This window comes from Microbacterium sp. 2RAF4 (assembly GCF_052115285.1).
Lineage (GTDB): Bacteria > Actinomycetota > Actinomycetes > Actinomycetales > Microbacteriaceae > Microbacterium > Microbacterium oxydans.
The window spans coordinates 258170-282352 of sequence record NZ_JBFRGI010000002.1 but is presented as its reverse complement, the minus strand read 5'-3'; the positions used below and the strand labels follow the sequence as shown (position 1 = coordinate 282352).

General features: G+C 68.0%; 26 protein-coding genes. 14 read left to right on the top strand and 12 right to left on the bottom strand.

What is annotated here, in order from left to right:
- Positions 1-35 precede the first annotated feature (35 nt).
- Both AB4070_RS05575 and ilvA read left to right on the top strand, forming a co-directional pair.
- Positions 36-1232: an AI-2E family transporter gene (locus AB4070_RS05575; RefSeq protein ID WP_046749629.1), complete on the top strand. Its 1197-nt coding sequence runs from the start codon at positions 36-38 to the stop codon at positions 1230-1232.
- Positions 1229-2458 (top strand): threonine ammonia-lyase, encoded by a 1230-nt coding sequence (gene ilvA / locus AB4070_RS05570; RefSeq protein ID WP_046749628.1) that lies wholly within the window; start codon positions 1229-1231, stop codon positions 2456-2458. Before AB4070_RS05575 ends, ilvA begins: the two co-directional genes overlap by 4 nt.
- 70 nt (positions 2459-2528) lie before the next feature.
- On the opposite strand, the gene greA is transcribed toward ilvA, so the two are convergent.
- Together greA and AB4070_RS05560 are read right to left on the bottom strand one after the other, a co-directional pair.
- A complete protein-coding gene (gene greA / locus AB4070_RS05565) occupies positions 2529-3017 on the bottom strand; it encodes a transcription elongation factor GreA (protein ID WP_045262727.1) in 489 nt (162 codons plus the stop codon).
- Positions 3018-3114: 97 nt separating this feature from the next.
- Entirely contained in the window at positions 3115-3501 is a 387-nt protein-coding gene (locus tag AB4070_RS05560) for a DUF4307 domain-containing protein (protein WP_441979243.1), read from the bottom strand.
- A gap of 67 nt (positions 3502-3568) precedes the next feature.
- On the opposite strand from AB4070_RS05560, the gene AB4070_RS05555 reads away from it, so the two are divergent.
- Positions 3569-3862 (top strand): hypothetical protein, encoded by a 294-nt coding sequence (locus AB4070_RS05555; RefSeq protein ID WP_441979242.1) that lies wholly within the window; start codon positions 3569-3571, stop codon positions 3860-3862.
- Positions 3863-3869: 7 nt separating this feature from the next.
- Here AB4070_RS05555 and trhA read toward each other — a convergent pair whose 3' ends face one another.
- Complete coding sequence (gene trhA, locus AB4070_RS05550) at positions 3870-4601, bottom strand: PAQR family membrane homeostasis protein TrhA (RefSeq protein ID WP_441979241.1); 732 nt, start codon at positions 4599-4601, stop codon at positions 3870-3872.
- Between the two features lie 97 nt (positions 4602-4698).
- Between trhA and AB4070_RS05545 the strand changes: the two genes are divergently transcribed.
- The 4 genes from AB4070_RS05545 to AB4070_RS05530 all read left to right on the top strand — a co-directional run bounded on the left by AB4070_RS05545 (position 4699) and on the right by AB4070_RS05530 (position 9282).
- Positions 4699-5478, top strand: coding sequence for an isoprenyl transferase (locus tag AB4070_RS05545; RefSeq protein WP_046749846.1), 780 nt, complete (start codon positions 4699-4701; stop codon positions 5476-5478).
- A gap of 41 nt (positions 5479-5519) precedes the next feature.
- Positions 5520-6650: an aminotransferase class V-fold PLP-dependent enzyme gene (locus tag AB4070_RS05540; protein WP_441979240.1), complete on the top strand. Its 1131-nt coding sequence runs from the start codon at positions 5520-5522 to the stop codon at positions 6648-6650.
- 158 nt (positions 6651-6808) lie between these two features.
- Positions 6809-8191, top strand: a complete 1383-nt coding sequence (locus AB4070_RS05535) for a PhoH family protein (protein ID WP_046749845.1) — start codon at positions 6809-6811, stop codon at positions 8189-8191.
- A 488-nt stretch (positions 8192-8679) separates the two neighbouring features.
- Positions 8680-9282, top strand: a complete 603-nt coding sequence (locus AB4070_RS05530; protein ID WP_441979239.1) for a DUF559 domain-containing protein — start codon at positions 8680-8682, stop codon at positions 9280-9282.
- Positions 9283-9452: 170 nt separating this feature from the next.
- Here the strand turns inward: AB4070_RS05530 and AB4070_RS05525 are convergent, their stop codons facing one another.
- Genes AB4070_RS05525 through xseA form a run of 5 tightly spaced genes read right to left on the bottom strand, consistent with a single transcriptional unit; the run spans position 9453 to position 13721 of the window.
- Positions 9453-10847, bottom strand: a complete 1395-nt coding sequence (locus AB4070_RS05525; protein WP_441979238.1) for a class II fumarate hydratase — start codon at positions 10845-10847, stop codon at positions 9453-9455.
- Positions 10844-11530 (bottom strand): carbonic anhydrase, encoded by a 687-nt coding sequence (locus AB4070_RS05520; RefSeq protein ID WP_441979237.1) that lies wholly within the window; start codon positions 11528-11530, stop codon positions 10844-10846. The genes AB4070_RS05525 and AB4070_RS05520 overlap by 4 nt, the downstream gene beginning before the upstream one ends.
- A complete protein-coding gene (locus tag AB4070_RS05515) occupies positions 11527-12171 on the bottom strand; it encodes a DUF4245 family protein (protein ID WP_441979236.1) in 645 nt (214 codons plus the stop codon). The genes AB4070_RS05520 and AB4070_RS05515 overlap by 4 nt, the downstream gene beginning before the upstream one ends.
- Positions 12168-12407 (bottom strand): exodeoxyribonuclease VII small subunit, encoded by a 240-nt coding sequence (locus AB4070_RS05510; RefSeq protein WP_441979235.1) that lies wholly within the window; start codon positions 12405-12407, stop codon positions 12168-12170. Before AB4070_RS05510 ends, AB4070_RS05515 begins: the two co-directional genes overlap by 4 nt.
- A gap of 36 nt (positions 12408-12443) precedes the next feature.
- The gene (gene xseA / locus AB4070_RS05505) at positions 12444-13721 is read right to left on the bottom strand and encodes an exodeoxyribonuclease VII large subunit (RefSeq protein ID WP_441979234.1); all 1278 of its coding nucleotides are present in this window, start codon (positions 13719-13721) and stop codon (positions 12444-12446) included.
- Between the two features lie 93 nt (positions 13722-13814).
- Here xseA and AB4070_RS05500 point away from each other — a divergent pair, with 93 nt between their 5' ends.
- The 3 genes from AB4070_RS05500 (at position 13815) to AB4070_RS05490 (ending at position 16451) form a co-directional block, all read left to right on the top strand.
- Entirely contained in the window at positions 13815-14867 is a 1053-nt protein-coding gene (locus tag AB4070_RS05500) for a 4-hydroxy-3-methylbut-2-enyl diphosphate reductase (protein WP_441980547.1), read from the top strand.
- Positions 14868-14869: 2 nt separating this feature from the next.
- A complete protein-coding gene (locus AB4070_RS05495; protein WP_441979233.1) occupies positions 14870-15661 on the top strand; it encodes an IclR family transcriptional regulator in 792 nt (263 codons plus the stop codon).
- A gap of 235 nt (positions 15662-15896) precedes the next feature.
- On the top strand, positions 15897-16451 hold the full coding sequence (locus AB4070_RS05490; RefSeq protein ID WP_441979232.1) for a DUF6264 family protein: 555 nt from the start codon (positions 15897-15899) through the stop codon (positions 16449-16451).
- Between the two features lie 97 nt (positions 16452-16548).
- On the opposite strand, the gene fbaA is transcribed toward AB4070_RS05490, so the two are convergent.
- Positions 16549-17577, bottom strand: a complete 1029-nt coding sequence (gene fbaA, locus AB4070_RS05485) for a class II fructose-bisphosphate aldolase (protein ID WP_441979231.1) — start codon at positions 17575-17577, stop codon at positions 16549-16551.
- Between the two features lie 185 nt (positions 17578-17762).
- Here fbaA and glpX point away from each other — a divergent pair, with 185 nt between their 5' ends.
- Both glpX and AB4070_RS05475 read left to right on the top strand, forming a co-directional pair.
- Complete coding sequence (glpX, locus tag AB4070_RS05480) at positions 17763-18749, top strand: class II fructose-bisphosphatase (RefSeq protein ID WP_183152278.1); 987 nt, start codon at positions 17763-17765, stop codon at positions 18747-18749.
- A 180-nt stretch (positions 18750-18929) separates the two neighbouring features.
- Entirely contained in the window at positions 18930-19214 is a 285-nt protein-coding gene (locus tag AB4070_RS05475) for a hypothetical protein (protein ID WP_441979230.1), read from the top strand.
- Between the two features lie 34 nt (positions 19215-19248).
- On the opposite strand, the gene AB4070_RS05470 is transcribed toward AB4070_RS05475, so the two are convergent.
- Positions 19249-20538 (bottom strand): DNA recombination protein RmuC, encoded by a 1290-nt coding sequence (locus tag AB4070_RS05470; RefSeq protein ID WP_441979229.1) that lies wholly within the window; start codon positions 20536-20538, stop codon positions 19249-19251.
- A gap of 67 nt (positions 20539-20605) precedes the next feature.
- Positions 20606-21208, bottom strand: a complete 603-nt coding sequence (locus AB4070_RS05465) for a 3'-5' exonuclease (RefSeq protein WP_441979228.1) — start codon at positions 21206-21208, stop codon at positions 20606-20608.
- Positions 21209-21267: 59 nt separating this feature from the next.
- Here AB4070_RS05465 and AB4070_RS05460 point away from each other — a divergent pair, with 59 nt between their 5' ends.
- Both AB4070_RS05460 and ychF read left to right on the top strand, forming a co-directional pair.
- Positions 21268-22008: a class I SAM-dependent methyltransferase gene (locus AB4070_RS05460; RefSeq protein WP_441979227.1), complete on the top strand. Its 741-nt coding sequence runs from the start codon at positions 21268-21270 to the stop codon at positions 22006-22008.
- A gap of 72 nt (positions 22009-22080) precedes the next feature.
- On the top strand, positions 22081-23154 hold the full coding sequence (gene ychF / locus AB4070_RS05455) for a redox-regulated ATPase YchF (protein ID WP_058631893.1): 1074 nt from the start codon (positions 22081-22083) through the stop codon (positions 23152-23154).
- Here the strand turns inward: ychF and AB4070_RS05450 are convergent.
- Positions 23151-24086, bottom strand: coding sequence for an NAD-dependent epimerase/dehydratase family protein (locus tag AB4070_RS05450; RefSeq protein ID WP_441979226.1), 936 nt, complete (start codon positions 24084-24086; stop codon positions 23151-23153). The two genes, ychF and AB4070_RS05450, sit on opposite strands and share 4 nt — an antisense overlap.
- Between the last annotated feature and the right edge of the window lie 97 nt (positions 24087-24183).

Sequence of the window (24183 nt, the reverse complement as noted above, 5' to 3'; positions counted from 1 at the left end):
TTCGACGGCATACGGCATGACCTTAGACTTGGGCGATGAGCGACGACCAGCGACCCCGGCTGCGTGATCTCTTCCGTCCGCGCCCGGTCTCCACCGACCGCACCGTGACGACCGAGGCCGACGAGACCGTGCCCCTGCCGCTGCGGATCACCGCCAGCTACGCCTGGCGGCTGCTGATCATCGCCGCTGCGATCGGCGTCTTCATCTGGCTCGTGATGCTGCTCAAGCTCCTGGTCATCCCTCTCATGGTCGGCATCCTCATCACGGCGCTGCTGTGGCCCGCGTTCTCGTGGATGCTGCGTCGCGGCCTCCCGCGATGGCTGGCGATCGCCATCTCGCTCATCGGGACGGCCGCCATCGTCACCGGGCTGATGTGGCTCGTCGTCTGGCAGGTGCGCGCACAGCTTCCCGACGTGCAGGAGCGGTCGACCGAGGCGTTCGATCAGTTCCAGGTGTGGCTGCACGACGGGCCGCTCAACCTCTCGGACACGCAGATCGCCGACTACCTGCAGCAGGGTCTGGACCTCATCAGCGAACAGGCGCAGGTGCTCTGGACGGGCGCACTCGCGATCGGCACGACCGTCGGTCACGTCGCCACGGGTGCCCTGCTCGCCCTGTTCATCCTCATCTGCCTGCTGGCCGACGGCGCGGGCATCTGGCGCTGGACCCTCAAGATCTTCCCGCGCCGCGCCCGCCCGGCCGTCGACGGCGCCGCCCGCAACGGCTGGACCACGATCGTCAACTACGCGCGCACGCAGCTGTTCGTGGCCACCATCGACGCGATCGGCATCGGCCTCGGCGCCTTCCTGCTGCAGGTTCCGCTCGCGCTCCCTGTGGCCGTGCTCGTGTTCCTCGGCTCCTTCATCCCGATCGTCGGTGCCGTGGTGACCGGCGCGGTCGCCGTCTTCCTCGCGCTCGTCTACAACGGGCCGTGGATCGCTCTGTGGATGCTCGTCGTGGTGCTGGCGGTCCAGCAGATCGAGGGACACATCCTGCAGCCGATCATGATGGGCTCCGCGGTCAAGGTGCACCCGCTCGCCGTCGTGCTCGTCGTGGCCGGGGGAGCGATGATCGCCGGAATCCCCGGCGCCCTGTTCGCGGTCCCGTTGGCGGCCTTCGTCAACGTCGCCGCCGTGACCATCAGCTCGGGTTCCTGGCGCACCGGCGTCGGACCGAGCGGAGACCTGATCTGGAGCACAGTTCCGCGCGAGCGGAGACGGAGGAATCGATGAGCGCAGTCCCCAGCCTGACCGAGTTCGAGCACGCCGCTCAGAGTCTGGCTGAGGTGATCTCGCACACTCCTTCGCTGCCGTCGCGGGCCCTCTCCGACATCCTCGGGGCTCCCGTCCTGCTCAAGATGGAGAATCTCCAGCGCACGGGCTCCTTCAAGATCCGCGGGGCGGCCTACCGGTTGTCCAAGCTGAGCGCCGAGGAGCGCGCGAGGGGCGTGGTGGCGGCGTCCGCCGGCAACCATGCGCAGGGAGTGGCCCTCGCCGCCCAAGCGCTCGGTATCCCCGCGACGATCTTCATGCCCTTGGGCGTGCCGGTGCCGAAGCTGCTCGCCACTCGCGGCTACGGAGCGGAAGTGGTGCTGGAGGGGGAGACGGTGGCGACCTCGCTGCGTCTCGCCGCCGAGTTCTCCGAGCGCACCGGCGCGGTGCTGATCCATCCGTTCGATCACCGCGACGTGGTGATCGGGCAGGGCACGCTCGGGCTCGAACTCCTGGAGGACGCGCCCGAGGTCGACACCGTCGTGCTCGGCATCGGCGGTGGAGGTCTCATCGCCGGGGTCGCCGCAGCCGTCAAGGCCCGTGCCGCCGAACTCGGACGCTCGGTCAGGATCATCGGCGTGCAGGCGGAGAACGCCGCCGCGGTGCCGCCGTCGCTCGAGGCGGGAGAGCCCGTCGACATCGTGACGAGGCCGACCATCGCCGACGGCATCCTGGTCGCACGTCCCGGCGCGATCCCGTTCGACATCATCAAGGACCTCGTCGACGAGGTGGTAACGGTCTCGGACGATGATCTGGCGCGAGCCATCCTCATCCTCCTCGAGCAGGCGAAGGTCGTGGTCGAGCCCGCAGGTGCCGCGGGCGTCGCAGCCATCCTCGCGGGCAAGGTCACTGCGACGGGGACCACCATGGCCGTGCTGTCCGGCGGCAACATCGACCCGCTCCTGCTGCAGCGGGTCGTCTCGCACGGACTCGCCGCGTCCGGCCGATACCTCACGATCCGCATCCCGCTGCCCGACCGGCCCGGCCAGCTCGCCCGCGTGTCCGAGCTGATCGCGGAGGCCGGAGCGAACGTGATCGAGGCCATGCACACGCGTCACGGCCACGGGCTGCAGATCAGCGAGGTGATCCTGGAGCTCAGCGTCGAGACACGCGGTCCCGAGCACTCCGAGCACACGCTCGACACTCTGCGTCTGGCCGGCTTCGAGCCGATCCTCGTCCCGGATTGAGCACGACCGATCGCGCATACGGAAGCGCCCCCTCATCCGAGCGGAGGAGGGGGCGCTTCCGTATGGCGGTTCAGCCGGTGTAGGTCTCGACGTTCACGATCTCGACGCTGATGTCGCGACCGTTGGGAGCCTCGTAGGAGGACTTCTCGCCGACCTTGAGGCCGAGGATGGCCTGGCCGAGGGGGCTGGCCTCGCTGTACACGTCGAGGTCGCTGCCTGCGGCGATCTCGCGGCTGCCGAGGAGGAAGACCTCTTCGCCGCCGGCGACGAGCGCGGTGACGACGGTTCCGGGCTCGACGATCCCGCGGCTGGCGGGAGCCTCGCCCACCTTGGCGGTCTTCAGCAGACCCTCCAGAGTGCGGATGCGGGCCTCCTGCTTGCCCTGCTCGTCCTTCGCGGCGTGGTACCCGCCGTTCTCCTTGAGGTCGCCCTCTTCGCGGGCCGCCTCGATGCGCTTGGCGATCTCGTCGCGGCCGACAGTGGACAGGTGCTCCAGCTCGGCGACGAGCCGGTCGTACGCTTCCTGCGTGAGGAAGGGAACCTGAGCATCGGTGGACATGACGAAGCTCCTTCTTTCGGGATCCCTCCGGCATGCTGCGGGGGATATGCCAAGACGCCCCGGCACGGTGCCGGGGCGTCGTCTGTCTGGCATGAGTCTAGGCGACCCAGCAGGCGTTCACCAAACCTGTCGTGGCTTCGGCGACGGTCGGGATGGTGACCGAACGCGCCTGCGAGTGGCTGTCTCCTGCTTCGATCTCGACGATCTTCCAGCCGACGACGCCGAACTCCTCGTCCAGCGCTTCGACGGCGCACACGACGTTCTTGCCCTGCACCCCGGTGACCTGGAAGGTGATGTTCACCGAGTGCTCGTCGACGAGCTCGAAGCCCAGATCGTCGGCGTCGACCGATGCCATCGACTGGGCGACGGTCATCCAACCGAACGCGCCGAGCAGGATCAGGGCGACCGCGCCGCCGACGATCCAGGGCGTCCGCCGCCGTCGGGTTCGGCCATAGCGTTCGTCGAGGTCTCGTGCGGTCGTCACAGGGGAGTCTTCCGGTCGTTAGGCTGGTGTTACCAGGTTATGCGACCTGCGTACGAAAGGCCGATTCATGTTCTCTCTGTCCGAGACCCCGATGCCGACGCCGAGCATGACCGTCGACCCGGTGTCGGTCACCCCGGGGTTCGTGGGCTTCGCCGCGATCGTCGTTGTCGTGATCGCGGTCATCCTCTTGATCTGGGACATGAACCGTCGCATCCGCCGTGTCCGGTACCGCGAAGAGGTACGCGACGAGCTGGATGCCGAAGAGGCGGCGCGTCACGCCGACGGCACGGCCGCACCCGGAGCGGAGCCGCCGACCTCGGACGGGCCCGACGCTCCCGAAGGCGACTCGCCCGCGCGCTGATCGCGCGTCACGGCGCACCCAGCGAGGGAGAAAGCGGCGCCAGCGCGATCAGCAGGCACGCCGTCCAGTGGCACAGGAACGCGAGAACCGTGCACACGTGGAAGATCTCGTGGAACCCGAAGTGGCCCGGCCAGGGGTTCGGCTTCTTGAGCGCGTAGACGATCGCGCCGCCCGTGTAGAGCAGACCGCCGACGATCACCAGCACCATCATCGCGACGTTCGCGTTCAACAGATCGACGATGTACATCACGGCAGCCCAGCCCAGCAGCAGGTAAAGGGCGACGTAGAGCCAGCGCGGGGCATTGATCCAGAAGACGCGGAAGAGGATGCCGACGAGGGTGCCGCCCCACACCAGGCAGAGGAGCAGGACGCCCTTCTGCGGTGGCAGCGCCAGCACGGCCAGTGGCGTGTAGGTACCGGCGATGAGCAGCAGGATGTTGGCGTGGTCGATGCGCTTGAGCAGCACCTTCACCTTCGGGCTCCAGTCGATGCGGTGGTAGAGCGCCGAGTTGCCGAAGAGGAGCAGCGACGTGAGCATGAACACGGCGGATGCCCACTTCGCCGCGGCGCCGTCGGCCACGACGATCAGGACGACGCCGGCGATCAGCGCCACGGGGAACGTGCCGGCGTGGATCCACCCTCGCCAGGTCGGTTTCACCTCGGTCGCCGCATCGGCGGCGGCTGCGTCGAGGAGGGGCAGCTGAGGGACGTCGGGACCGGAGTGCTCGGGAGTGCTCACGTGCTCACTCTAGGCGGCCCCGCATACCGTACACGGCACATATATCCAGCGTTCCCACACGGTGCGGAGGGCCGCGGCACGGTAGCGTAGGTGGGTGATTCCACGCGAGAGCCCGGTGCGCGGGCCGCTGTACCGGCTCTACACGAGTCGGCTGCGTCGTCACCTCGATCCTGCTCGTGTGCCGCACCACGTCGCGATGATGATCGACGGCAATCGCCGATGGGCCCGTCAGCTCGGGTTGGACACGCCCGCGGAGGGACACCGAGCGGGCGCGGCGAAGATGCGCGAGTTCCTGGAGTGGTGCGACGAGCTCGGCGTACGGGTCGTCTCGCTCTATCTCCTCTCCAGCGACAATCTGAGGAAACGGGATTCGGCGGAGCTCGCCGACCTCATCGAGATCATCGCGGAGCTGGCGGAGGCGCTGTCCCTGGAGGGGAACTGGCGGGTGAAGCATGTCGGCCGCTCCGACATCCTCCCCGCCGAGCTCGCGCGAGTGCTCTCCGACGCGGAGCAGCGGACGAAGGATCACACCGGGCTGCATGTGAATCTGGCGGTCGGGTACGGCGGACGCAACGAGATCGTCGATGCGGTGCGGAGCATCATCGCGAAGCACGAGGCGTCCGGCGGCACGCTCGAAGACCTCGCAGCCCACCTCACACCCGAGATGATCGGCGAGCACCTGTACACCGGGGGACAGCCCGACCCCGATCTCGTGATCCGTACCAGTGGAGAGCAGCGGCTGAGCGATTTCCTCCTCTGGCAGAGTGCGCACAGCGAGTTCTACTTCGTCGAGGCGCTGGGGCCGGACCTCCGTCAGGTCGACTTCCTGCGTGCGATCCGGGACTATGCCGATCGGGACAGGCGCTTCGGGCGCTGACGCGGCGACGGGTCCGAGCGGAGCCGTGCCACAATGACGCAGTGAGCACTTTCCAGGACTATATCGACTCTTTCGACAATGAGTCCGGCTACCTGAACTGGGCTGCCTTCGGGCCGCTGTCGCCGTCGGTCCGGGAAGAGGTGTTCGCCGATGCCGACCTGCTGGCTAGCGGACGGCCCTCCTCGCTTGCTCTCGTCGGGGAGCGTATCGGCCAAGCCCAGGAACTCGTCGCCGAGCTGCTGGGCGCCGATGCCGCCGACGTCACGCTGCAGCCCTCTTCGACGCACGGGCTCATGCACGCGCTGTTCGGTCTCACCGGGGGAGTGATCGCGAGCACCGCCGAGTTCCCGAGCGTGAGCCTCACGGTGGAGCGCGCGTCGACGGCATCGCAGTGCGCCGTCACGCCGCGCTGGATCACCCCCGATGACGGCCGCGTGACCCCTGACGCGGTGACCGACGCCCTCGATGACGATGTCGTCGCACTCGCCGTGAGCCATGTCGACTTCCGCACCGGCTTCCGCGCCGATCTCGCCGATCTTCGCGAGGCGATCGGTCCCGATCGGCTGCTCATCGTCGATGCCGTCCAGTCCTTCGGCGTGATCGATGCCGACTACTCCGTGGCCGACGTGGTGGTCGGGCACGGCTACAAGTGGTTGCGCGCCGGCCGCGGCAGTGCGTTCGGGTGGTTCTCCCCGCGCGCTCGGGAGCGCATCGCCCCGGTGCTGTCCGGGATCACCGGTACGACGTCTCCCGGACTGTTCGTCGACGAGCTGCCGGCGCCCGCTCCGTCCGCGCGCGCCTTCACCGTCAGTCAGCCGGACACGCTCGCGGCAGGGCGACTCGCCATCGGGGTGCGGGACGTGCGCGACGCCGGTGTCGCCGCCATCGAGGAACGGTTGGCCGAGAACGTCGACACCGTGATCGAGATCGCCGACCGTCACGGGATCGAGGTGAGCTCCCCGCGCGAGCGCCATCAGCGTGCCGGCATCGTGTCTCTCGCTCCGGCGGAACGCGGGCGCCTGGCCGCCGCGCTCGCGAACGCCGGGATCGTCGTGACGGCGCGGGGTGCGGCGGTGCGCATCGCTCCGCACGCGGGCACGGACGCCGCGAGCTTCGAGCTCCTCGACGACACCCTGCGCGCGTTCGGCAACGAGACGTTCATCAGTGCGTAACGAAACGCTGGCGTGTCGAGTCCGGGTTAATCGTCCGCACGGTCGTACGTTCTAGGCATCGGGCAAGGCGCCCGGTCGGGTCGGCCTCAGGTTGACGACTCGTGACCCCCTGGTCGACTCGTTCGAACTACCGGGATTCCCCGGGTCGGGAGTGGGTCGTGACCACACGTACAGCGCAGCAGGCCACCAGCACCGCGCAGCAGTCCACCCGTAAGACGACGAGACGAGCATCCTCCGCCGATCCGGATCAGGATCTGCGCACGTATGTCCTCGACACGTCCGTGCTGCTGAGCGATCCGCAGGCGTTCTTCCGGTTCGCCGAGCACTCGGTCGTCCTCCCCGTCGTCGTGATCACGGAGCTCGAGGGCAAACGCCACGATCCGGAGATCGGCTACTTCGCGCGGCAGGCGCTGCGCCACCTCGACGATCTGCGTATCGAGCACGGACGCCTGGACTTCCCGGTCGAGGTCGGCGAGGGCGGCACCCTCCGCGTCGAACTCGCGAACACCGACTCCTCGGTGCTTCCTGCCGGCATCCGCCTCAGCGACAACGACACCCGCATCCTCTCGGTCGCGATGCACCTGGCGCAGGACGGCCAGGACGTCACGATCGTGTCGAAGGACCTGCCGATGCGCGTCAAGGCCGCCTCTCTCGGTCTGCGTGCCGAGGAGTACCTCGCCGAGCAGGCGGTGGACTCCGGGTGGACCGGGATCTCGACACTCGACCTCTCCGGTGACGACATCAGCGACCTCTACGAGAGCGAGGTCGGCATCAGCGAACAGGCTCGGGGACTTCCGGTGAACACCGGCCTGATCATCCACTCCGAGCGCGGGTCGGCGCTCGGTCGCGTCACGGGAGACGGCGAGTACCGGCTCGTGCGCGGCGACCGCGACATCTTCGGCATGCACGGCCGCTCCGCGGAGCAGCGCATCGCGATCGATCTGCTGCTCGACCAGGAGGTGGGCATCGTCTCGCTCGGCGGGCGTGCGGGCACCGGCAAGTCGGCGCTCGCACTGTGTGCAGGACTCGAAGCGGTGCTGGAACGGCAGCAGCAGAAGAAGATCATCGTGTTCCGGCCGCTGTTCGCGGTCGGTGGACAGGAGCTCGGCTACCTCCCGGGCGATCAGGGCGAGAAGATGGGGCCCTGGGGCCAGGCGGTTTTCGACACACTGGGCTCGGTGGTGTCGGGCAACGTCATCGAGGAGGTCGTCGAGCGCGGACTGCTCGAAGTGCTCCCGCTGACCCACATCCGCGGAAGGTCCCTTCACGACGCGTTCGTGATCGTCGACGAGGCCCAGTCGCTCGAGCGGAACGTGCTCCTGACGGTGCTGAGCCGCATGGGACAGAACTCGCGGGTCATCCTCACCCATGACGTCGGCCAGCGCGACAATCTGCGGGTCGGCCGTCACGATGGCATCGCGAGCGTGATCGAGACCCTGAAGGGGCACGACCTGTTCGGCCACGTGACCCTGACCCGGTCGGAGCGTTCGGCCATCGCAGCCCTCGTCACCGAGCTCCTGGAGGGTGGAGAGCTCAGCTGACGACGGAAACAGCGGATGCCGCGAGGACTCGGTCCTCGCGGCATCCGCTGTTTCGGCTCGGTGCAGCACCCTCCGCTTGCAGGAACACCGTCCGATCGCATGATGATTCGCCGTTCTTGGTCATGCATTCGTCGGAAGATCATGCGTCTGAGACGGGGGAGCAGATCAGTCGGCCTGCACAGCGGCCTGTGCTTCACTCGTGTCCACCGTTTGCGTGAAGGTGGACCATCCGAGCGGGCATGAGCCCCCAGCATCGAACGATGATCGACGTCAATGTGCTCCTCGGACGCCTGGGAGGCGTCGCACGCGGAACCCGGCTTCAGGCCTTCGGATGCTCCCGATCACGGCTGGGAGCGGAGTGCAGGGCGGGCCTTATCGTCCGCGTGCGTTCTGGCGTGTTCGCATCTCGAGGAGCAGCGACCGATGTGGTCGCGGCAGCGGCTCACGGGGGCGCCCTCACGTGCGGGAGCGCCTTGAGGATTAGAGAGGTGTGGACGCTGGAGGCTCCCACGGAGGTGCATGTCTGGATGGGGCTCGGCGGGCGGCGCCATCACCCGAAGCAGTGCGGCTGCGTCGCCCACTTCACCCGCGGACGCATGGATGTCGGCATCGCTCCGATCGAGGTCGCGCTGACACACGCATACGCCTGTTACGGGGAGGAGTTCTTCTTCGCTGCGTACGAGTCGGCCTGGAACAAGCGGATGCTGACTGCTGCGGCGCGTGCGCACGTCCGCTCCGCCCTTCCTGCGACGGCGCGCTGGCTCGTCGACTTCGCACGTCCTGACGCGGAGAGCGGCCTGGAATCCCTGGTGCGGCTGAGGCTCCATCTCATCGGAGTCGCCGTGCGGACTCAGGTGGTCGTCGACGGGGTCGGGCGGGTCGACTTCGTGATCGAGGGTCGCGTCATCCTCGAGGCCGACGGTCGCGACAACCACGAGGGTGCCGAGAAACGGCATCGCGATCTCATGCGAGACGCAATCGCGTCCGGCCTCGGCTTCGAGACGCTCCGTTTCGACTACTCGATGATCTTGTACTCGTGGGATGTGGTCGCGGCAGCGATTCTGGCTGCGTTGGCACGGGCTCGTGCGTGAACTGCTGCACCTGCATGAGGCGATGCCGGATGCCGGTGCCATCCCGCCGAAATGCTCATGCAATCGTCGGGCGGTCATGCGTCTGCACTTCGAACCCGGGACGCGGCGCCCGTAAACAGAGGATGCCGCGAGGACCGAGTCCTCGCGGCATCCGCTTCGTCGTGGGCCGGTCAGCCGGCGTGCGTCATCGACAGGAGGTCGAGCTTCTCGTCCAACTGCTCGAGGGTGAGCTCGCCGCGCTCGACGTAGCCGAGGTCGATCACGGCGTCGCGCACCGTGATGCCCTTGGCGACCGAGTGCTTGGCGATCTTCGCGGCAGCCTCGTAGCCGATCAGCTTGTTCAGCGGCGTCACGATCGACGGGCTCATACCCGCGAAGGCCGCCGCCCGCTCGACGTTCGCCTGCAGGCCGTCGATCGTCTTGTCTGCGAGCACGCGCGAGGCGTTCGACAGCAGACGGATCGACTCGAGCACCGCGGTGCCCATGACCGGGATGGCGACGTTCAGCTCGAAGGAACCGGATGCGCCGGCCCACGCGACCGTGGCGTCGTTGCCGATCACACGCGCGCACACCATGAGCACGGCCTCGGGCACGACGGGGTTGACCTTGCCCGGCATGATCGAGGAACCGGGCTGCAGGTCGGGGATGTGCAGCTCGCCGAGGCCCGTGTTGGGGCCAGAGCCCATCCACCGCAGGTCGTTGTTGATCTTGGTCAGCGAGACCGCGATGGTGCGGAGAGCGCCGGAGGCCTCGACCAGACCGTCGCGGTTGGCCTGTGCCTCGAAGTGGTCCTTGGCCTCGGTGATGGGCAGATCGGTCTCGGCCGCGAGCAGTGCGATGACCTTCTGCGGGAAGCCCAGCGGCGTGTTGATGCCCGTGCCGACGGCGGTGCCGCCCAGCGGGACCTCGGCCACGCGGGGGAGAGCGGACTGCACGCGCTCGATGCCCAGACGGATCTGACGCGCATAGCCGCCGAACTCCTGGCCCAGGGTCACGGGTGTCGCGTCCATGAGGTGGGTGCGACCGGACTTGACCGCGTCCTTCCACAGCTCCGCCTTCGCCTCGAGAGCGACGGCGAGGTGGTCGAGGGCGGGGATCAACGTGTCGATGAGCGCCTGGGTCACCGCGATGTGCACTGAGGTCGGGAACACGTCGTTCGACGACTGCGAGGCGTTCACGTGGTCGTTGGGGTGCACGGTCGATCCGAGGATGCGGCTCGCGAGCGTCGCCAGGACCTCGTTCATGTTCATGTTCGACGAGGTGCCGGAGCCGGTCTGGTAGGTGTCGACCGGGAACTCGCCGTCGTGTGCGCCGGATGCGACCTGGTCGGCGGCCTGCGCGATGGCATCGGCGATGGCGCCGTCGAGGGTGCCAAGCTCCTTGTTGGCCAGGGCGGCGGCCTTCTTGATGCGAGCGAGGGCGGCGATCTGCGTCGACTCCAGTCCCTTGCCCGAGATCGGGAAGTTCTCCACGGCGCGCTGCGTCTGAGCCCCGTAGAGCGCATTCACGGGCACCCGCACCTCGCCCATGGTGTCGTGCTCGATGCGGTAGTCCTGCTCGGTCATTCCGAACCCTCCTTGGTTGCGGGGTCGATCCCCTGGATAGCGTCGTCGGTGTCGATTCCGACCGTGATCACGGGCGCGGCGGTGCCCTCGGCCAGACGGTAGTTGGCGCCGACGATGCCGAGGCGACCGGCCGCGACGGCATCGCTGATGATCTCGGACGACTGCAGCAGATCGTTCACCGTGTTGCGCAGGTGCTCGATGCCGACCAGTTCCGAGTCGATCTCGGCGACGGTGGTGCCTCCGCTCTCCGCCAGCACCTTGCGCGCGGCGGGCACGATCGGGGCGATCAGCTTCCAGATGTGCGGCGGCAGGGGAGCAGCATCGATCGCCGTGCCGTCGATGGCGGCGCGCACCGCACCGCAGGAGTCATGCGCCAGCACCACGATCAGAGGAACTTCGAGCACGGCGACGGCGTACTCCAGGCTCGCGACGATCGATTCTCCGATGACCTGTCCGGCGTTGCGCACCACGAACAGGTCGCCGAGTCCGAGGTCGAAGATGATCTCGGCGGCGAGGCGGGAGTCGGAACAACCGAAGAGCGTGGCGACCGGGTGCTGCGCCGCGGTCAGGTCCTTGCGGCGAGCGACGTCCTGATTCGGGTGACGAGGCTCGTCCTGCACGAAACGGCGGTTGCCGTCCTGCATCTGCGTCCAGGCGGCGGCGGGGGTGAGGGGGTGGGTCATGGGGTCTCCGAGATGGTGCGGATCTGCGGGATGAGGCTCTCGGCGAGTTCGGCGGTGGAATCTGCTGACCGTGAGCCGTAGAGCAAGATGTAGTCGGCGCCGGCCTGCGTGCCGATGGCGTAGGTGACGTTGGCGTTCGACTCCGCGCTACCCGGCTTGTAGACGTCCCAGTCCATCCCGCCGATGCGCACCGTGTCGGTCGGCGCGATGCCGTTCAAGCGCTGCGGAGCCCAGGACGAATCCGCGTCGAAGGCCTGGTCCACCTTGATGAACCCGCGCTCCTTGTCCGACTTGGGGGCGAGGGTGACCTCCCAGACGACGGTCGCGCCGCCCTGCATCTCGGCTCCGTTCGCGCGCCAGAAGTCGCCGAGCTCCGGGATGAGGACGGGGCGGTCCATCGAGGACTCCACCCCTTCGGCTACCGCGGCGACGTCGAGGGGCTTCTGCTCGACGGGCGCGCCGCGGGGAACCGCGAAGATGATGACGGCGACCACGGCGAGTGTCACGAGCAGTGCGGCGACCAGGTTCCGCACCGTCTGACTCGATCGGTACGCCTTGCTCGATGCCGCCTTCCTGGCGGCGGTCTCATCGGGTGTCTCCGGACGGCCGAGCTCGGCGATGATCGGGGGCTGCTTGCTCATGACTCTCCGGCGTGGTCGGCATCGGAAGCCGCGGCACGAGCAGCGTCCAGACGTCGCTTCGCTCCCAGCAGCCACTCCTCGCAGCGTGCGGCCAGCGCCTCTCCGCGCTCCCACAGGGCGAGCGAATGCTCGAGTGTGGGGGATCCCTGTTCGAGCTCCGAGACGACCTTGACGAGCTCGTCACGGGCCGCCTCGAACGACAGCGTGTCCACGGGGGTGTCGTTCAGGGCGCTCACTCCTCCATCTTACGTCGATCGATGCCGACGCTCTGCTCAGTCTCCTTCGGGGATCTCGCCCTCGGAGCGGGCTGCGAGCGATCCACGATCCAACGTGATCGTGAGGGCGCTCCCGGCGGGAGCGTCGGTCGCATCGCGCAGGATCACGCCACCGTCGAGGTGGGCGATCGCGTAGCCCCGAGCCAGGGTCGCCGCGGGGGAGAGGGCTCGCAGAGATGCGCGGAGTTCTCCCGTGCGGCGCCCGGCGTCGTCGAGCTGTCGGTTCACGGCGTCCCGTCCGCGCCCGAGCAGCAGCCACGTCTCCTGGGCGCGGGCGTCGATGATCGGCGCGGGCGAGCGCAGCACCGGTCGCGAGCGCAGCTGCTCCAGCTGGGCGATGTCGTGCGTGAGGCGCTGGGTGAGCCGCGAGGTCGCTCGCGACCGCAGCTGCGCGATGAGGGCTCGCTGTTCTCCCACATCGGGCACGACGCGCTTCGCGGCATCGGTCGGTGTCGAGGCGCGGAGATCGGCGACATCGTCGAGCAGCGGGTGGTCGTTCTCGTGACCGATCGCGCTCACGACGGGCGTCGATGCCGCGGCGACCGCCCGCACGAGCCTCTCGTCGCTGAAGCCCAACAGCGTCTGCGGGTCGCCGCCGCCGCGGGCGATGATGATCACGTCGACCTCGGGGTCGGCGTCGAGCCGAGCGAGCGCGGCGAGGGTGTCCGGGACGCAGCGGTCTCCCTGCACAGCGGCGTACTCGGTGCGGAAGCGCACCTGCGGCCAGCGCAGCTCGGCGTTGCGATGCACATCCTTCTCGGCGTCCGAGCGCTCGCCCGTGATGAGGCCGATCACGTGCGGGAGGAAGGGGAGACGCTTCTTGCGCGAAGGATCGAAGAGACCCTCCTGGCGTAGCTGCACGCGGAGCTTCTCGAGGCGTTCGAGCTGATCGCCGAGCCCGACGTGCTTCATCGCGGAGACGGCGAAGCTGAAGTCGCCCGCCTTGACGAAATAGTCGGCCTTGACCGCGGCGACCACATGGTCGCCGACGCCGATGTCCGAGGGGATGCGCGCACGCACGCTCGACCACACACGGATGGAGATCTGCGCGTCGGACCGGGTGTCCTTCAGACGCGCGAACACGTTGCCGGCACGCACGTTCCACGAGGTGATCTCGCCTTCGACCCAGACGGTGTTCCACCTCGCGATGAAGTCGCGGATCGTCGCGTTGAGGCGGGTGACGGAGGTGGGGGCGTCTGCGGTGGAATCCCGGGGTGCGACTGAGTCGGCCGGCGGCGTCTCGCCCTGGCCCGTCGTCGCTTCGAAGACTGTCATCCGCTCCCGTTCCCTGCCCTCGAACCTCTCCGGCCGTGCACAGCTGCGCGACGGTAGAATTCAAGGGTGACTTCGACTGCCGTTCATCTCCCCGTGCCCCGCCTCCCACGAGTGCGTGCGGCGGCCGGGCGGCTTCAGGATAACCCGGTGGCCGGACACAAGCGTGTTCTGCTCGCCGCCCCGCGCGGTTACTGCGCGGGCGTCGACCGCGCGGTCGTCGCGGTGGAGAAGGCTCTGGAGCGCTACGGCGCCCCCGTGTACGTGCGCAAGCAGATCGTGCACAACATCCACGTCGTCACCGAGCTCGAGGAGAAGGGCGCGATCTTCGTCGAAGAGGTCGACGAGGTCCCCGAGGGCGCGCACATCGTCTTCAGCGCCCACGGCGTCTCGCCCGCGGTCGTGAACGCGGCCTCCGATCGCGGACTCCACGCGATCGATGCCACCTGTCCTCTGGTCACCAAGGTGCACCGCGAGGCCGTGCGCTTCGCGCGCGACGACTTCGAGATCCTGCTCATCGGTCACGACGGACACGAAGAGGTGGAGGGCACGGCCGGAGAGGCGCCGGACCACGTGACCGTCGTGAACTCTCCCGAAGAAGCCGACTCTGTCGTGGTGAAGGATCCGAACAAGGTCGTCTGGCTGTCGCAGACCACGCTGTCGGTGGACGAGACGATGGAGACGGTCAACCGGCTGCGTACGCGATTCCCCGAGCTGCAGAATCCGCCGTCGGATGACATCTGCTACGCCACGCAGAACCGTCAGGTCGCGATCAAGAAGGTCGCCGCCGGGGCAGACCTCGTGATCGTTGTCGGCTCGTCGAATTCGTCCAACAGCGTGCGTCTGGTCGAGGTCGCCCTCGAGTACGGCGCGAAGGCCGCCTACCGCGTCGACTATGCCGAGGAGATCCAACAGGAGTGGCTCGACGGCGTCGAGACGGTCGGTGTGACCAGCGGCGCATCCGTGCCCGAGGTTCTGGTCCGCGAGGTGCTCGATGCGATCGGCGACGCCGGCTACCGCGATGTCGAAGAGGTGAAGACCGCTGAGGAGGATCTGATGTTCTCCCTGCCCAAGGAACTGCGTCAGGACGCTGCAGGTCAGCGGGACGCCCGGGCTCTCGGCGGTCGTGCATCCGGAGGAGGCGCGTAGCGTTGAGCGCCGCGGAGGCGGAGCCCACCCTCATCGGGTCGGTGCAACGCGCTCTGCGACTGGTCGACATCGTCGCGAACTCCCCGCGCCCGCTTCCGCCGAAGATGCTCGCGGCGATCACCGGACTGACGCCGGGGACGACCTATAACCTGGTGCGCACGCTCGTGCATGAGGGGTATCTCTCGTCGGAGCCCGACGGCGTGGTGCTCGGCAGTCGGTTTCCGGCTTTCCAGCAGCAGATCAGTTCCCGGGGCGTGTTCCTCGCTCGTGTGCGCACGGCGCTGCGCGAGGTGACCGAGGAGGTGGGAGCCACGGCCTACCTCTCGCGCTTCGACGACGGGGAGATGCATCTGGTCGACATCGTCGACGCGGTCCGGAACCCTCGGATCGAGCTCTGGGTGGGGTTGCAGTCCAGCGCCCACGCGACCGCGCTGGGCAAGCAGATCCTCGCCGACCTTTCGGAGGAGGACCGCCTGGACTACCTGTCGCGCCATCGGCTTCCCGAGCTCACACCGCGCACGATCACCGATCGCAGGACACTGCTCACACAGCTGGAGCGCTCGCCGGGGTGGGCTGTCGACCACGAGGAGTACGCCATCGGTGCGACCTGCCTCGCTGTGCCCGTCATCGCCCCTGGCGTCACCGCGTCGCTCGCGATCTCGCTGAACGCCGAGCGCGACGTGGTCGACCGGGAGCTGGTGTCGAAGCTGCAGGGCGCCGCGAAGCGCCTCTCGTTGCAACTCGGAGCGGATGCTCTGGACAGCGGGTCATCCGACGGGGATTTCACTATCTGAAGTCAGACCCCTGGCGCGGTGGCATGCGTTTTCCTACTATGGGGGGAGTAGCGGCATACAAGAGCGCTACCGACCGCCCCGAGCGTCCCCAGCGCTGGCGGTCGACCTGGATGAGAAGCGTCCCCAGCGCTTCACGTCCGCGGCCCCGAGAAGTCCCCACTTCTCCGGGGCCGCTATCGTTTTCGGCACGCAGCTGCTGGGAGGCGGCATGAGGTTGTGCCGTTAGCATGGCGAGATGAGCGATCAGCGGCCCCAGTACGGAGAACTCGCGACCCCGGAGGAGCAGCGACGAGCCGCGGGTCTGCCTCCGATCGATGAGCCGGTGATCGCTCCAGCCGCTGCAGCGTCACCACCGCCGGCCATGCCGGGAGCGATCGCGGCGTCGAGCCCCTCGGGCGGTTCCCCCGCGAAGCGGGCACATCCGCTCGATCGCTTCGCCACGATCGCCATGCTGGCGTACGGACTGATCAGCGTCGTCGTCACCGGGATGTCGTACCTGGACCTGCCGAGTGTGATGAATCAGACCATGAAGATCATCGGCATCGAAGGAGAATTCACGAACTTCGCGGCCGGGAGGACATGGGGCACGATCGCCGCGATCCTGCTCGCCGTCGGATGGTCGGTCACCGCCGCGCTCTCGATCCGTCGCCTTCGCCGTGGACGCCTTACGTGGTGGGTCCCGATCGTCGGGGCCATCGTGACCATGGGTGTGGTGTCGGTCTGCATCGCCGTGCCGATGATGGGCGATCCGGCGTTCGTCGCGCACCTCGAGCAGATGACGAGCCCCTGAACCCGCGCCGTGAGGCGTCCGCATCGGCACAGGCTTCACGGGACAACGAGAAGGGGCCCGGCAGGAATGCCGGGCCCCTTCTGTGTCTCGCGGGCGGTCAGCTCTTCGACTGGCCGTACGAGCCGAGCTGACGGGTCGACTCGACCACGCGGGCGGCCATGGCCGTCTCGGCGATCTTGCCCCAGGCGCGCGGGTCGTACTGCTTCTTGTTGCCGACCTCGCCGTCGACCTTCAGCACGCCGTCGTAGTTCTTGAACATGTAGTCGGCGATGGCACGGGTGTAGGCGTACTGGGTGTCGGTGTCGATGTTCATCTTGATGACGCCGTTGGCGACCGCGAGGGCGATCTCCTCATCGGTCGATCCCGAGCCACCGTGGAACACGAGGTCGAGCGGCTTGGGGCCGGTGTTGTACTTTGCGGCGACCTCGGCCTGGATCTCGCCGAGCAGCTCGGGACGCAGCTTCACGCCACCGGGCTTGTAGACACCGTGGACGTTGCCGAAGGTGAGGGCGGCGATGTAACGACCCTGCTCGCCGAGGCCCAGCGCCTGCACGGCCTGGTCGACATCGGCGAAGGTCGTGTAGAGAGCTTCGTTCGACCCCTCATGCTGTACGCCGTCCTCCTCGCCGCCGACGACGCCGATCTCGACCTCGAGGATGGCGTTGATGGCCTTCATGCGGGGGAGCAGATCCTTCGCGATCTCGATGTTCTCCGCGAGGGGAACAGCGGAGCCGTCCCACATGTGGGACTGGAAGATCGGGTTGCGACCGGCCTTGACCTCTTCCTCCGAAGCGGCGATCAGCGGCTCGACGAAGCCCGCGAGTGCGTCCTTGGGGCAGTGGTCGGTGTGCAGGGCGACGGTGATCGGGTAGTTCTTGGCGACCTCGGTGGCGAAGCGCGCGAATGCGAGAGCGCCCGTGGCGCGAGCCTTCACCGTGTGGCCGGCGAAGTAGTCGGCGCCACCGGTGGTGACCTGGATGATGCCGTCGGAGCCGGCCTCGGTCAGGCCCTGGAGGACGGAGTTGATCGTCTGCGAGCTGGAGACGTTGAATGCGGGGTACGCGAAGCCGCCGGCCTTCGCGCGGTCGAGCATTTCGGCGTACTGATCCGGGGTGGCGACGGGCATGAGAACTCCTGCGATAGGGGAAGCCGGGACAGCTGCCACTCTATCGGGGCGCACGCGCTGATACCGCAGTCGCGGCCGGGGGCGAGCGCGTCCGGTTCTGCGTTGCTGTTAAGAACAGCGATTCCTTCGGCGGATCGGGCCCGAAAAGCGGCGGATTCGGAGCGCACGATGGCTAGGCTGACCGCATGGTGAGTCTTACTGCTGATCTGAGCCCGCTTCGTCCCGACCGAAACCTGGCGATGGAGTTGGTGCGATCGACGGAGGCTGCGGCCATCCGCGCTGTGCCGTTCATCGGTCGCGGCGCGAAGGAAGCTGCGGACGGCGCGGCCGTCGACGCCATGCGGGCCTTCCTCGGCACGGTCGACTTCCAGGGACGGGTCGTCATCGGTGAGGGCGAGAAGGACAACGCCCCGATGCTCTTCAACGGCGAGATCGTCGGCACCGGCCGTGGACCGCTGTGCGACATCGCCGTCGACCCCATCGACGGGACCTCGCTGACCGCCGCCGGTCGGCAGAACGCCCTGTCGGTGATCGCCGTCTCCGACCGCGGCACCATGCTCGATGCCTCGAGCGTCTTCTACATGGACAAGCTCGTGACCGGGCCCGCCGGCGTCGGTGTCGTCGACATCCGTCTGCCCATCGGGGAGAACATCCGCAAGCTTGCCGGCGCTCTCGACAAGCCCGTCGACGAGATCGTCGTCTCCGTGCTGAACCGTCCGCGTCACGAGCAGCTCATCCAGGAGATCCGCGACGCCGGCGCCGGCACCCGTCTGATGAGTGACGGAGACGTCGCCGGCGGCATCAATGCGGCACGCCACGACGCCCGCACCGACATGTGCGTCGGCGTCGGAGGCAGCCCTGAGGGCATCGTCACGGCGTGCGCGATCAAGGCGCTCGGCGGCCACATCCAGGGCCGGCTCTGGCCGCGCGACGACGACGAGCGGCAGCGCGGAATCGATGCGGGACTCGACATGGACAAGGTGTACGAGGCCGACGATCTGGTGCAGGGTAACAACACGATCTTCGTCGCGACCGGTGTCACCGACGGCCAGCTCGTCGCGGGTGTCCGGCGCGAGCGCGGCTATGTGTACACCGAGAGCGTCGTGCTCAGAGGGGCATCGGGGACCCTTCGTCGCATCGCTTCAGAGCACCTCGTCTCGAAGTGGCTCTGACGCTTCTCGCCTTCGCCGTCGTGTGATCGTCGGCCCTGATGCTGTCGGCATCGTTATCGAGCCGGTATCGCCTCACACCCCGACGATCCACGGTTCGCCGGGGCCCCGTGTCACAATTGTCACTGGGTTTGTCGCCGTCGACGGAGCCGCCAGGCACCGCAGGCACAGGAGGGCGAACAGATGACAACGCAGCACACGAGCGGCTCGAAAGCCGCCGCAACCAGGATCGTCACGACGAACACAGGGCGCATCCTCCGGGTGAGCGCGGACGCGGAATCCGCTCCGAAGCCCCCGACCGTGGCCCCCGCCGCACCGGTAGCCGACCCGGCCCGACGTGCGGATGTCCTCTTCCGTGTTCGGCGCGATGAGGGGCACGAGCTCAGCGCATGGTGGATGATCGGCGCGTTCCTGACGACCAGCGGCCTGGTGATCCTGCTGCTCAGCGGCGTTCCCGGTATCGCCTGATCGCGGGCTGCCCGCCCGCTCGGTGAGCGCTGGATCAGCGCCCGTCGTCGAGTCTGATCCGCACGTCGCCCACGTCTGCGCGGAGCGCCGAATCGTCGCCCGCCGCTTCAGCCACCGCGTCGCCTGACGCTGGTTCGTGGGTGGTCTCCTCAGCGGCGATCAGCTCCGGTGCCGTGAATCGTCTGGCCGCACCCGTCGTCACCGCGGGGGCCGTCGAGAGCGCCGACGCGTCGACCCCGGGGAACTGGCGAGCCGTCACGAGCACGCGTGTCTCGAGCGACCCGGCGAACCGGTTGTAGCTGTCGACGGTGCGCTCCAGGGCGCGGCGCAGATCATCGGCGTGTCCGGCCAGGGTTCCCAGCCGGTCGTACAGCTGTGTGCCGAGCGCGAGCAGTGTGCGGGCCTCGGTCGAGACCTCCTGCTGTGTCCAGGTGAACGCCACGGTCTTGAGCACTGCCCAGAGGTTGACGGGGGAGGCGAGGGCGACTCGTCGGCCGAACGCGTAGTCGAGCAGGGTCGGGTCCTCGTCGATCGCGGCGGCCAGGAGCGATTCGCTCGGCAGGAAGCAGATCACGAACTCCGGGCTCGCATCGAGACCCGCCCAGTAGGCCTTCTTCGCCAGGGCGTCGATGTGCGCTCGGACTGCTTTCACGTGCTTCTGCATCAATGCTCGCCGCTGAGGCTCCTGGGCGTCGCCGCCCGGAAGGGCAGATGCCTCGAGGTAGGCATCGAGGGGCACCTTGGCGTCGACCGCGATCGAGCTGCCACCTGCGAGCCGGATCACCATGTCGGGACGCCCCTGGCCCCGGTCGCTGGAGATCGTCGCCTGCAGGTCGAAGTCGATGTGCCGCGTGAGGCCTGCGGCTTCGACGACACGGCGCAGCTGCGTCTCGCCCCACACGCCTCTCGTGGCGCTGGAGCGCAGGGCTCCGGCGAGGGACTCGGTGGTCGCCCGGAGTGCCTCATCGGATTCCTGTGCTCGGCGCAGCTGCTCCTCGAGCGTGCCGAACTGAGCGTGCCTCTCCCGCTCGATCGCGGTGACCTTGGTCTGCATCTGCTGCAGACTCTCACGCACGGGCGCGAGCGCGGTGAGCACCGCGTTCTGCTGCTGCACCCGCTGCGCCTCGGCGCGCTGCTCGTTTCGCGCGTGCTCGACGGCATCGCGGTACAGGTCGTACTGACGGTCTCGGTCGTCGCGCGCCGCGGCCAGCTCGGCCTGAGTGCGCGCGAGATCGGCGGCGCCTCGGCCGGCGCGCAGGAACCAGCCGACGGCGATGCCCGCAGCGAGTGCGACGAGCAGGAGAACGACAGCCAGAGCATCCATGTGTTCATGATGGGGCCGGCCTCCGACATTGGGGGGGCCGCCGCGCTCGGAGCGGGGGAGGGGCGGGTCAGGCGACCGCGCGCTCCAGTGCGGGTGCGACAGGAGCAACCGGAGCGGTGACCCGCAGGCTCAGCGCGTCGGCGAGAGCGAAGACGTCGGCCGCACCGGCCCTGTAGGCGGCGTCGATCACGATCTGGGCGCACGCACGGGCATCGGCCAGGGCATCGTGGTGCGAGAACTCCTCGAACCCCGCGGCAGCAGCGGCGACCGGCAGCCGGTACGAGTCGAGCGTGTAGGTCTTGCGGGCGACCTGCAGGCTGCACAGCGATCGGTAGGGCGGGCACAGCTGGCCCGTCGCCTCGGATGCGCGGCGCAGCACATTGAGGTCGAAGCCGGCGTTGTGGGCGACCAGCACATCGGCACCCGCGAAGGCGCACAGGCGGTCGAACTGGTCGACCCAGGTCGCGGCTGACAGCACGTCCTCCGGCTGGATGCCATGGATGCGCACGTTCCACTCCTGGAACTCGTCATGGCCCGGCGGCGGCTGGATCAGCCAACCGGTGGTGGCGACGACCTGGCCGTCGCGGACGCGGACCAGTCCGACCGAGCACGCAGAGGCCGGGCTGGAGTTCGCGGTCTCGAAGTCGATCGCAGTAAAGTCCAGTGGCACATCCCCACCTTCCCCCGGTCCCTCGGGGACGCCTCGGAGACTCGCCGTATGCTGGCGACATGGCTGAGGACATGGCGACGTCGTTCGGAGCGCAGGCGGGGAACTACGAGGTCGGTCGACCGGATTATCCCTTCGAGGCGGTGGCCTGGATGCTGGAGCGCATGCCGCACGGCTCGCGTCGGATCGCCGATGTCGGTGCCGGCACGGGGAAGCTCACCAGGGTGCTCGCGGAGGCGCCGGACGCCGAGGTCGTCGCCGTCGATCCCGACCCCGTGATGCTCGCGACGCTCCGCGGTGCGGTGCCCGGCGTACCGACGTTCCAGGGATCGGCCGAGAAGCTGCCGCTTCCGGACGCGAGCGTCGACGCCGTCGTGCTGGGTCAGGCGTGGCACTGGGTCGATCCGGTGGCCGGCTCAGCCGAGATCGGACGTGCCGTGCGCAGCGGAGGAGTGCTCGGCCTCATCTGGAACATCCGCGACGACCGTGTCGACTGGGTGCGCAGGCTCACCGAGATCATGCACGGCAGCCACGCCGAGAACATGCTCGCCGAGGGTGACCCGGTCGTCTCCGCGCCGTTCAGCGGACTCGAGCAGGAGCGCTGGGAATGGACCCGCCCCGTGACGCGCGACGTGCTGCATCGGATGGCGGCGTCACGCAGCTACATCATCACCGCTTCGGACGAGGAGAAGGCACGCATCGCGCGCGAGCTGGACGCGCTCTTCGACGAGCTCGACCTGCACGGGGACGCCACGATCGACCTTCCGTACGTCACCCGGGCGTATCGAGCCGTTCGCGACTGACACCCATCGTGCGGCTCGCTTGCACAGCGTTCCGCAGGATCGCGGGGCGCCAGCCAGGTAGACTCGTGCCCCGTGGCTCTCACTATCGGTATCGTCGGCCTGCCCAACGTCGGCAAGTCCACCCTCTTCAACGCACTCACCAAGAACGACGTGCTCGCGGCGAACTATCCGTTCGCGACGATCGAGCCGAACGTCGGCGTCGTGAACCTGCCCGATCCTCGCCTCGACAAGCTCGCGGAGATCTTCGGCAGCGAGCGCATCCTGCCCGCAGCGGTGTCGTTCGTCGACATCGCCGGCATCGTGCGCGGGGCGAGCGAGGGTGAGGGGCTGGGCAACAAGTTCCTCGCGAACATCCGTGAGGCCGATGCCATCGCTCAGGTCGTGCGCGGTTTCGCCGACGACGATGTCGTCCACGTCGACGGCACGGTGAACCCTGCCTCCGACATGGAGACGATCAACGCGGAACTCATGCTCGCCGACCTCGAGACCGTCGACAAGGCGATCGCGCGGTACGAGAAGGAAGTGCGCGGCAAGAAGATCGAACCCATTGTGCTCGAGACCGCGAACGCGGCGAAGGATGCTCTCGAGCGCGGTGTGCTGCTGTCGGTCGCCGGCATCGACCTGACGCCGATCCGGGAGCTGGGGCTGCTCACCGCGAAGCCCGTCATCTTCGTCTTCAACGTCGACGAGTCCGTGCTGACCGACGATGCGCGCAAGGCGGAGCTCGCTGCCCTCGTCGCCCCGGCGAAGGCCATCTTCCTCGACGCGAAGATCGAGTCCGAGCTCATCGACCTCGATCCGGAAGACGCAGCTGAGCTCCTCGCCTCGACCGGTCAGGACGAGTCCGGTCTCGACCAGCTCGCCCGCATCGGCTTCGACACCCTCGGCCTGCAGACGTACCTGACCGCCGGTCCGAAGGAAGCCCGCGCCTGGACCATCCCCAAGGGGTCGAAGGCACCACAGGCTGCGGGCGTCATCCACACCGACTTCGAGAAGGGCTTCATCAAGGCCGAGATCGTCTCGTTCGACGACCTGGTCGAGACGGGCTCCGTCGTCGAGGCCCGCGCCAAGGGCAAGGCCCGCCTCGAGGGCAAGGACTACGTCATGCAGGACGGCGACGTCGTGGAGTTCCGCTTCAACAACTAGGCCCGTCGGTCGGCTTCCGCGCGGATGAACTCGAGGCCCTCCCGGTACCGTGTCACGGCGAAGTCGGGGAAACGCTCGTTGAACTTCGTGGAGTCGAAGCGATTGTCGTGCGCGTAGCGGGGGAGCAGTTCTCGAAGCTCTCGTACCTGCGGTGAGAAGAGGCCGGCGGTTCCGAGCACCCAGCGGGGGAGCACGGAGTACCCGGCGTGGCGGTCGAGTATGTCCTCCGCCATCGCGACGAACTCGCGGTAGGTCGGTCGATCGTCGTCGACGGGGAGGTGCCATGTCGTGCCGAAGGCATCGGCAGCGTTGCCTAGTGCAGCAAGGGCGCGGCTCGCATCCGGCGTCCAGATCAGGGTGCGCAGTCGGTCGTCTCGGACGGGAACACGCGCCTTCTTCCCGGCCATGAGGTTGTCGATGATCAGGGTGTTCGTGAAGCTCTGTGTCCGGCCGGGGCCGTAGAACTCGGGTGCGCGGCCGATCAGCACAGGGATGTCGCCACGATGCATCTCCTCCAGCACCATCGTGGCCATCTCCGCACGGACGGCCCCCTTGCGTCCGACCGGTGCGAACGGTGTCTCCTCGGTCTGCAGCCGGTCGTCCTGCGGATACATGTAGGTGTTGTCGAAATAGGCGAACTTTGCCCCTGCCGCCCGAGCAGCATCCAGCGCGTTTCTCAGCATGGAGGGGAATTGCGCTTCCCACAGCGTCGTGTTCGCGGGTAGACCAGCGGTGAAGTAGACCACCTCGCTGCCCTCCACGGCCTTCTTCGTCTGGAGTGCGTCGAGAAGGTCTGCAGCCATCGTCACGTCGGTGTCGTTGACGGGGCGAGGGTTGCGACTCACGAGTCTGAGCTCCGTCGTATGCGCGCCGTTCAGCTCGCGCGCGAGTTCGACGGCGATCTGACCGTTGGCGCCGAGGATCGTCTGCATGTGTGTGCTTTCTCTCTGTGTCGCGCTGTCGTACCGCCGGCAGCGTTGGTTGAATCGGAATCATCCGCACGCTATGTTAGCAGTGTTCACATCGGGA

What these genes read in the sequence shown, in the direction of transcription:
- AB4070_RS05450 (WP_441979226.1), bottom strand. Translation starts at nt 24,086, where the DNA reads ATGCAGACGATCCTCGGCGCCAACGGTCAGATCGCCGTCGAACTCGCG.
- AB4070_RS05525 (WP_441979238.1), bottom strand. Translation starts at nt 10,847, where the DNA reads ATGACCGAGCAGGACTACCGCATCGAGCACGACACCATGGGCGAGGTG.
- AB4070_RS05520 (WP_441979237.1), bottom strand. Translation starts at nt 11,530, where the DNA reads ATGACCCACCCCCTCACCCCCGCCGCCGCCTGGACGCAGATGCAGGAC.
- AB4070_RS05575 (WP_046749629.1), top strand. Translation starts at nt 36, where the DNA reads ATGAGCGACGACCAGCGACCCCGGCTGCGTGATCTCTTCCGTCCGCGC.
- greA (WP_045262727.1), bottom strand. Translation starts at nt 3,017, where the DNA reads ATGTCCACCGATGCTCAGGTTCCCTTCCTCACGCAGGAAGCGTACGAC.
- AB4070_RS05475 (WP_441979230.1), top strand. Translation starts at nt 18,930, where the DNA reads ATGACAACGCAGCACACGAGCGGCTCGAAAGCCGCCGCAACCAGGATC.
- AB4070_RS05470 (WP_441979229.1), bottom strand. Translation starts at nt 20,538, where the DNA reads ATGGATGCTCTGGCTGTCGTTCTCCTGCTCGTCGCACTCGCTGCGGGC.
- AB4070_RS05490 (WP_441979232.1), top strand. Translation starts at nt 15,897, where the DNA reads ATGAGCGATCAGCGGCCCCAGTACGGAGAACTCGCGACCCCGGAGGAG.
- fbaA (WP_441979231.1), bottom strand. Translation starts at nt 17,577, where the DNA reads ATGCCCGTCGCCACCCCGGATCAGTACGCCGAAATGCTCGACCGCGCG.
- ilvA (WP_046749628.1), top strand. Translation starts at nt 1,229, where the DNA reads ATGAGCGCAGTCCCCAGCCTGACCGAGTTCGAGCACGCCGCTCAGAGT.
- AB4070_RS05555 (WP_441979242.1), top strand. Translation starts at nt 3,569, where the DNA reads ATGTTCTCTCTGTCCGAGACCCCGATGCCGACGCCGAGCATGACCGTC.
- glpX (WP_183152278.1), top strand. Translation starts at nt 17,763, where the DNA reads ATGGTGAGTCTTACTGCTGATCTGAGCCCGCTTCGTCCCGACCGAAAC.
- xseA (WP_441979234.1), bottom strand. Translation starts at nt 13,721, where the DNA reads ATGACAGTCTTCGAAGCGACGACGGGCCAGGGCGAGACGCCGCCGGCC.
- AB4070_RS05515 (WP_441979236.1), bottom strand. Translation starts at nt 12,171, where the DNA reads ATGAGCAAGCAGCCCCCGATCATCGCCGAGCTCGGCCGTCCGGAGACA.
- AB4070_RS05460 (WP_441979227.1), top strand. Translation starts at nt 21,268, where the DNA reads ATGGCTGAGGACATGGCGACGTCGTTCGGAGCGCAGGCGGGGAACTAC.